The organism is Amycolatopsis sp. NPDC057786 (genome assembly GCF_042797905.1).
GTDB lineage: Bacteria > Actinomycetota > Actinomycetes > Mycobacteriales > Pseudonocardiaceae > Amycolatopsis.
Map to the genome: position 1 here is coordinate 22,327 of NZ_JBHVKW010000109.1, position 6,897 is coordinate 29,223.

The following is a 6,897-nucleotide window of genomic DNA, read 5'->3' on the forward strand; positions in this document are numbered from 1 at the left end:
GCAAAACGCCGAGACCTGTCCGTGGTCGTCCGATCACCCGAACCTAAGCTCACTCACAGCTTCCTGCCGTAGGGTCCCCGCCCGTCGGCGACCGGTGATCTTGGTGGTGGTTGTGTGCGGGAGACGGAGCGGCGGTTCCGCCCGGAAATCCAGGGACTGCGGGCACTCGCGTGCGTTCTGGTGGTCGTCTATCACGTGTGGCTCGGCCGGATCTCCGGCGGCGTCGACGCGTTCTTCCTGATCTCCGGGTTCCTCGTCACCGGCCAGCTCTACCGCGCGGCGGCGCGCGGGAGGATCGAGTACCGGCCGCTGTGGGGCCGGATGATCAAGCGGCTGTTCCCGGCCGCGCTCACCGTGCTGCTGCTGGTCGTCGCGGTCAGCCTGGTGCTGCTGCCGCAGAACCGCTGGTTCCAGACGATCAAGGAGGTCGTCGCCTCCGCGCTCTATGTGGAGAACTGGCGGCTGGCGGCGGATTCCACCGACTACTTCGCGCAGCACAACGCGGCCAGCGTCGTCCAGCATTTCTGGTCGCTGTCGATCCAGGGGCAGTTCTACGTGGTCTGGCCGTTGTTGGTCGGCCTGGTGCTGCTGGTCGCCAGGCGAACACGGCGCAACGTCCGGCCGATGCTCCTCGGTGTACTCGGCACGGTGTTCGCGGCTTCGCTGGCGTACTCGGTGTGGTCGACCGCGGTCGACCAGCCGCTGGCGTACTTCGATTCGCTGACACGGGTCTGGGAATTCGCGCTCGGCGGCCTGCTGGCACTGGTGCTCGACCGCGTTTCGGTGCCCCGGCCGGCGCGGGTCGTGTTCGGCTGGGCCGGGGTGGCCGGGCTCGTCTCTTGCGGTCTGGTGCTCCAGGTCGGGACGGTCTTCCCCGGCTATCTCGCGCTCTGGCCGACCCTGTCCGCCGCGCTGGTGATCCTCGCGGGCGACACCGCGTTCTCCGGCGGCGCCGACCGTTTCCTGTCCAGCCGCCCGCTGAAGTACCTGGGCGACCTGAGCTACGCGCTCTACCTCTGGCACTGGCCGGTCCTGGTGTTCTACCTCGTCGCCCGTGACCGTGAGGAGGTGGGCCCGCGCGGCGGCGCGGTGATCATCGCGCTGTCGTTCACCCTCGCCGTGCTCACCCATCACCTGGTCGAAAAACCGGTCCGCGTATCCGCGATCGGGACCGCGAACCGTTGGGGCGCTTACCGATTCGGCGCCGCGACACTCGCCGCCGTGCTCGCCGTGACCGGCGCTTGGCAGTGGGTGAGCGTGAACCAGGCGGAGGGTTACTCGATCGCGGTCGACGACCCCGACCATCCCGGCGCGCTCGCGCACACCGAAGGATTCACCTACTGGGGTGCCGCCGACGCCGCGCTCGTCCCGTCGTTCGTCGCGGTGTCCGAAGACTGGGCGGGGATCGACCCCGCCCGCTGCGGTGCTTCCCCGCGCAACGCCGACCTCGAGGTCTGCACCTCGCGGACCTCCGGGCATCCCACTCGCCGGATCGTGGTCACCGGTGACTCCCACGCCGGGCAGTTCCTCGGCGCCCTCCTCCCGATCGCCGAAAAGAAGAACTGGGAGGTCACGTCCATCCTTCGCGGCGGCTGTCCGTTCTCCACCGACTCGGACACCGTGCCGGGGGACCGGTCCTGCATCGACTGGAACACCGCGGTGGTGGACGAGATCGTCACGACCCGCCCCGACGCCGTGATGACGATCGGCACCAGGGACGTGAAGGTCGGCGTCGAGGAGCGGGTTCCCGCCGGCTACATCGCGCAGTGGCGCAAGGTCGACGAAGCGGGCATCCCGGTCCTGGCGGTGCGGGACAACCCACGCTTCACCCAGGCTCCCTCGGCGTGTGTCGAGAGCCGTGGCGCGAACGCGCCCGAATGCGCCACGCCGCGCTATGACCTCTATGCGGCGGAGCCGCCGTATGAAGCGTTGCCGGATCTGCCGCCGAACGTACGGTTTCTCGACTTCAGCGACTACTTCTGCACGGCCGAGGTCTGCCCGCCGGTGATCGGCAACGTGCTCGTCTACCTCGACGACAACCACGTCAGCGGTACCTACATGTCGACGATGTCGGCCATCGCGGAGAAGGCGATCACCGAGGCGCTCGGCTGGGCGGACGATCACGCGGAGGAACCACCGCCGGGCGGGTGATCCAGACAACAAATCGCCGCTGAATTGCGTGATGCTGCACTGATTTGACGGTCTGCCAGCATTATGTGCAACGGATCGCCCTTATCGGTGCACCGGAACGGCGGATATCGTCGCCGGTATGAAGGTCGCCGTCCATCAGGGCTCGTATGCCGAGCTGCCGTCAGCCGTCGCGGCGTCGGGCGCCGATCTCGTGATCGCCGCCGAGATGATCACCACCGGCTACCACATCGGCGCCCGTTCCCACGAGCTCGCCGAACCGGCCGACGGTCCGACAGCGGAGCGGATGTCCGCGCTGGCAAGGGAAACCGGTGTCGCGCTTGGCTACGGGTACCCGGAGTCCGCCGACGGCCGCGTCTGCAACAGCGTCCAGCTGATCGGTCCCGGCGGACAGCGTCTGGCGAACTACCGCAAGACCCATCTGTTCGGCGACATCGACCGTGACTGGTTCGAGCCCGGCACCGAGGCGGTCGTGCAGGCCGAGCTCGACGGTCTCCGGATCGGCCTGCTGATCTGCTATGACGTCGAGTTCCCCGAACTGGTGCGCGCGCACGCGCTGGCGGGCACCGAACTGCTCGTGGTGCCGACCGCGCTGATGAGCCCCTACGAACTGGTCGCCGACACACTGGTGCCCGCCCGCGCCTACGAGAGCCAACTGTTCGTCGCCTACGCGAATCGGTGCGACACCGAACGCGAACTGACCTACTGCGGCCGTTCCTGCGTCGTCGCCCCGACCGGCGAAGTGCTCGCCCGCGCGGGCGACGGCCCGGAGCTGATCAGTGCCGAAGTCACCCGTGACGCGCTCCTCGCGTCGCGTCTGGAGAACACCCACCTGGCCGACCGGCGGCCCGATCTGTACCGAGGACTTTCCGCATGACCTCCGCCCTCCCGACCGCGATCCACCACGACGAGTCCACGGGCCGCCCGATCACCATGTTCGGCCCCGATTTCCCGTTCGCCTACGACGACTTCCTCGCCCACCCCGCCGGGCTCGGCTCGCTCCCCGCCGAACGCCACGGCACCGAGGTGGCGGTGATCGGCGGCGGCCTCTCGGGCATCGTCACCGCGTACGAGCTGATGAAACTCGGCCTGCGCCCGGTCGTGTACGAGATCGCCGAGATCGGCGGCCGTCTGCGCACGGTGAACTTCCCCGGCTGCCCGGACGACGTCGTCGCGGAGATGGGCGCGATGCGCTTCCCGCCGTCGTCGACCGCTCTCTTCCACTACATCGACAAGGTCGGCCTGGAGACCACGCCGTTCCCGAACCCGCTCGCGGAGGGAACGCCGAGCACCGTCGTCGATCTCAAGGGGGAGAGCCACTACGCGCGGACGGCGGACGAACTTCCCGCCGTCTTCGGCAAGGTCGCGGCCGCCTGGGACAGCACACTGTCCGAGCAGGCCGCGTTCACCGAAATGCAGAAGGCGATCCGCGAACGCGACGTGAAGACGATCAAGCGCCTGTGGAACGAACTCGTGCCGCGCCTGGACAACCAGACGTTCTACGGTTTCCTCTGCGACTCGCCCGCGTTCGCCTCGTTCCGCGACCGCGAGATCTTCGGGCAGGTCGGCTTCGGGACCGGCGGCTGGGACACCGACTTCCCGAACTCGATCCTGGAGATCCTGCGGGTGGTCTACACCGGCGCCGACGATGAGCACCGCAGTATCGTCGGCGGCAGCAGGCAGCTTCCGTTGCGGCTGTGGGAACACGCGCCCGAGGACATCGCTTTCTGGCCGGCGGGAACGAGTTTGAGCTCGTTGCACGGCGGGAGCCCGAACCCCGGCGTCGCCCGGCTGCACCGCACCGCGCCGAACAACATCACCGTGACCGACACCGAAGGCCGCATCCGCACCTACCCGGCGGCGGTGTTCACCGCGCAGAGCTGGATGCTGTTGTCGAAGATCGCCTGCGACGAGGCGCTGTTCCCGATCGATCACTGGACGGCGATCGAGCGCACGCACTACATGGAGTCCTCGAAGGTCTTCGTCCCGGTCGACCGGCCCTTCTGGCTGGACAAGGACCCGGTGACCGGCCGCGACACGATGAGCATGACACTGACCGACCGCATGCCGCGCGGCACGTACCTGCTCGGCGACGACCCGGACGCGCCCGCGGTGATCTGCCTGTCCTACACCTGGGCCGACGATTCGCTGAAATGGCTGCCGCTTTCGGTGTCCGAGCGGGTCGAGGTGATGCTGCAGTCGCTGAAGGAGATCTATCCCGGGGTCGACGTCCGGCGGCACATCATCGGCGACCCGGTGACCGTGTCATGGGAGGCCGAGCCGCATTTCATGGGCGCGTTCAAGGCCAACCTGCCCGGACACTACCGCTACCAGCACCGGCTGTTCACCCACTTCAAACAGGACCGGCTGGAGGAACGCCACCGCGGTCTCTTCCTGGCGGGCGACGACGTCTCGTGGACGGCGGGCTGGGCCGAAGGCGCCGTCCAGACCGCGCTCAACGCGGTGTGGGGCGTGCTGCACCACTTCGGTGGCGAGACGGACCCGGCGAACCCCGGACCGGGTGACGTCTACGACGAGATCGCGCCCGTCGAACTGCCCGACTGAGCGCGGCGGCCCACCAGCCGGGCCGTGCCCGCCGCGAGGAGGGCGCCGAGGACCGCGCCGATGGTGTTCATCAGCCAGTCGTCGGTGTCGCAGGCACGGCCGATCGCGGGCAGGAGCGCCTGGAACGTCTCGATCACGGCGGACAGCGCCGAACCCGCCGCGAGCATCGTCACCGGGCGTCGCGACGCCAGCGCGGCGAAGCAGACCGGCGGGAGGAAAAGCGCGACGTTGGCCAGGGATTCGACCGCGCCCAGCGTGGGCACGGAGAACTGGACCGTGCACAGGATCTCGTCGATCGTGTGCACCGTCGGCACCAAGGTCAGTGCGAAGACCGGGAGCAGGGACGCCCCAGCGAGCGCCCACAGGATCCGGCGCCTGTCCGCGAACAAGCGGCCAAGGACGGCGCAGACGAGCGCGACCAGCAGGATCGCCACCGGCACGAGCGCGGAGTGGTCGAGCAGGAAGTTCGTGATCATGGCGGGCCGATCCTACGAGCCGGTGAACTCGACCTCCGCCGACGGCACCACGCGCACCCGTCCGCCGGGATGAATGGCCGTGCTCAAGAGCAGGTTGTGCCGGGCGACGACCTGTTCGGCCGTCAGGCCTGTGGTGGGGTCTCCGTCGGCGGACGGCGTGTGGCCGTCGGCGACCAGTACGACGTCCAGCCCGTGGCTCTGAGCGGCCCTGGCGGTCGCGTCGACGCAGTAATCGGTGGCCAGCCCGGTCAACACCACGGTGTCGACGCCCCGGTCGGCCAGGAGGCCGGCCAGGCCGGTGCGGTAGAAGGAATCGGTCGCCGTCTTGTCGACCACCACGTCGACCGGTTCGAGACCGAGCAGCGCGCTGACCCGGGTGCCCGGCGACGCGGGATCGAAGTCGGTGCCGGCGGCGCCGATCTGCCGCAGCGCGATCACCGGAACGCCGTTCTCACGGGCTCGCCGGGCGAGACCGGCGATCCGGGCCGCCAGCTCCTCGCCGCGCCAGACCAGGGGAACGAGCATTTCCTGCATGTCGACGATCAGCAGCGCGGCCCTCATACGCGGCAGCCTAGGGCAGCGCGGCGGGCGACTCCGCCTCCGGGATGAGCAGCCGGGGCGAGCCGGTCCCGTCGGCGGGGACGGCCCAGACGTCGGAGTGGCCTTGCGTGCGGGGGAGGGCGTACGCGACAGTGCGGCCGTCGAGCCAGGCGGGCTGGTCGTCGACGCTCCGGGTCTCGGCCAGCGCGGTCACCGTGCCGCTCGCGAGGTCGAGCACCGAGACCCGCCAGCCCTTCGCGGGATCGCCGTCGATGGCGGCCTTGTAGGCGATGCGGGTCTCGTCGGGGGAGAGGGACGGGCATTCGACGTTGTCCCGCACCGTCCGCACGGTCCGGGCCTTCGAGTCGCCTTCGACGAGGTATCGGTGGGAGCCGGTCGACATGGTGGCGTAGAACCGGTCCGGCCGCCGGGTGAAGGTGACGCCCCAGAAGTTGACGTCGGCCGCCTGGTACGAGTTGCCGTCCACGGTCACGGCGAAGTCCTCGAGCGTGCCCTCGACGTCGCCGGTGGTGAGATCGAGGGTGCCGGCGCGGGTGGAGAACCGGCCGCCGTTGTACGAGTCGCCGGTCACGAACACAGTCCACGCCAGCCGCTTCCCGTCGGCCGAGACCCGCGCCCGGTTGGGCACCCCGACCAACGGGATCTCCTGCGTCACCGCGAGACGTCGGTCGAGCACGGCCAGCTGGTAGGTGGTCAGCCCGGTCTCCGGCCGCAGGCAGATCGCGGTACCGCCCGCCGCGTGGACCCGGCCGCAGGACACGGTCGACACCGCCCGTGCCCCGCCAGGGTCGGCCACGCTGACACTGGACACGTGCCCGCGGTCGGCATCGGCAGTGCTGCGGAACAGCAACCTCGGGCCTTCGAGTGTGACGGCGTCGCTGCTGCCCGCCGCCGCGGCGTCCTGGTTGCGCGCGCCCGCCGCCCCGACGTAGATCACCGCGGCCGCGGCCAGGGTGAGTGTTCCGGTGAGGGCGATCAGGACGCGGGTGCGGGTGTTCACGGTCGTGCCTTTCTGCGGGGGAGCCGAAGAACTGTCGTGGGGTGAGGCGAGTCCGGGTACGACGCTGACGAGTTCGTGACGTGCCCCATGGTCGAGACGTGTCGCGAAAGCCACTTTCGGGACATCAGACGTCCCGAAAGTGGCTTT

At 69.4% G+C, this 6,897-nt stretch carries 6 protein-coding genes; 3 read left to right on the top strand and 3 right to left on the bottom strand.

Annotated features, from left to right (window positions below; genetic code table 11):
* The first annotated feature begins 114 nt into the window (after positions 1 to 114).
* The 3 genes from ACFVM3_RS35625 (at position 115) to ACFVM3_RS35635 (ending at position 4,713) form a co-directional block, all read left to right on the top strand.
* The gene (locus tag ACFVM3_RS35625) at positions 115 to 2,151 is read left to right on the top strand and encodes an acyltransferase family protein (RefSeq protein WP_378444293.1); all 2,037 of its coding nucleotides are present in this window, start codon (positions 115 to 117) and stop codon (positions 2,149 to 2,151) included.
* 118 nt (positions 2,152 to 2,269) lie between these two features.
* Positions 2,270 to 3,025, top strand: coding sequence for a carbon-nitrogen hydrolase family protein (locus ACFVM3_RS35630; protein WP_378444294.1), 756 nt, complete (start codon positions 2,270 to 2,272; stop codon positions 3,023 to 3,025).
* The gene (locus tag ACFVM3_RS35635; RefSeq protein ID WP_378444295.1) at positions 3,022 to 4,713 is read left to right on the top strand and encodes a flavin monoamine oxidase family protein; all 1,692 of its coding nucleotides are present in this window, start codon (positions 3,022 to 3,024) and stop codon (positions 4,711 to 4,713) included. Before ACFVM3_RS35630 ends, ACFVM3_RS35635 begins: the two co-directional genes overlap by 4 nt.
* On the opposite strand, the gene ACFVM3_RS35640 is transcribed toward ACFVM3_RS35635, so the two are convergent.
* Genes ACFVM3_RS35640 through ACFVM3_RS35650 form a run of 3 tightly spaced genes read right to left on the bottom strand, consistent with a single transcriptional unit; the run spans position 4,677 to position 6,750 of the window.
* Positions 4,677 to 5,189, bottom strand: a complete 513-nt coding sequence (locus tag ACFVM3_RS35640) for a VanZ family protein (RefSeq protein ID WP_378444296.1) — start codon at positions 5,187 to 5,189, stop codon at positions 4,677 to 4,679. The two genes, ACFVM3_RS35635 and ACFVM3_RS35640, sit on opposite strands and share 37 nt — an antisense overlap.
* A 12-nt stretch (positions 5,190 to 5,201) precedes the next feature.
* Complete coding sequence (locus tag ACFVM3_RS35645; RefSeq protein WP_378444297.1) at positions 5,202 to 5,750, bottom strand: isochorismatase family protein; 549 nt, start codon at positions 5,748 to 5,750, stop codon at positions 5,202 to 5,204.
* Positions 5,751 to 5,760: 10 nt separating this feature from the next.
* Positions 5,761 to 6,750: a TolB family protein gene (locus ACFVM3_RS35650; RefSeq protein ID WP_378444298.1), complete on the bottom strand. Its 990-nt coding sequence runs from the start codon at positions 6,748 to 6,750 to the stop codon at positions 5,761 to 5,763.
* Positions 6,751 to 6,897 lie beyond the last annotated feature (147 nt).

Coding starts and splice junctions, on each gene's coding strand:
- ACFVM3_RS35640 (WP_378444296.1), bottom strand. CDS start 5,189: ATGATCACGAACTTCCTGCTCGACCACTCCGCGCTCGTGCCGGTGGCG.
- ACFVM3_RS35635 (WP_378444295.1), top strand. CDS start 3,022: ATGACCTCCGCCCTCCCGACCGCGATCCACCACGACGAGTCCACGGGC.
- ACFVM3_RS35630 (WP_378444294.1), top strand. CDS start 2,270: ATGAAGGTCGCCGTCCATCAGGGCTCGTATGCCGAGCTGCCGTCAGCC.
- ACFVM3_RS35645 (WP_378444297.1), bottom strand. CDS start 5,750: ATGAGGGCCGCGCTGCTGATCGTCGACATGCAGGAAATGCTCGTTCCC.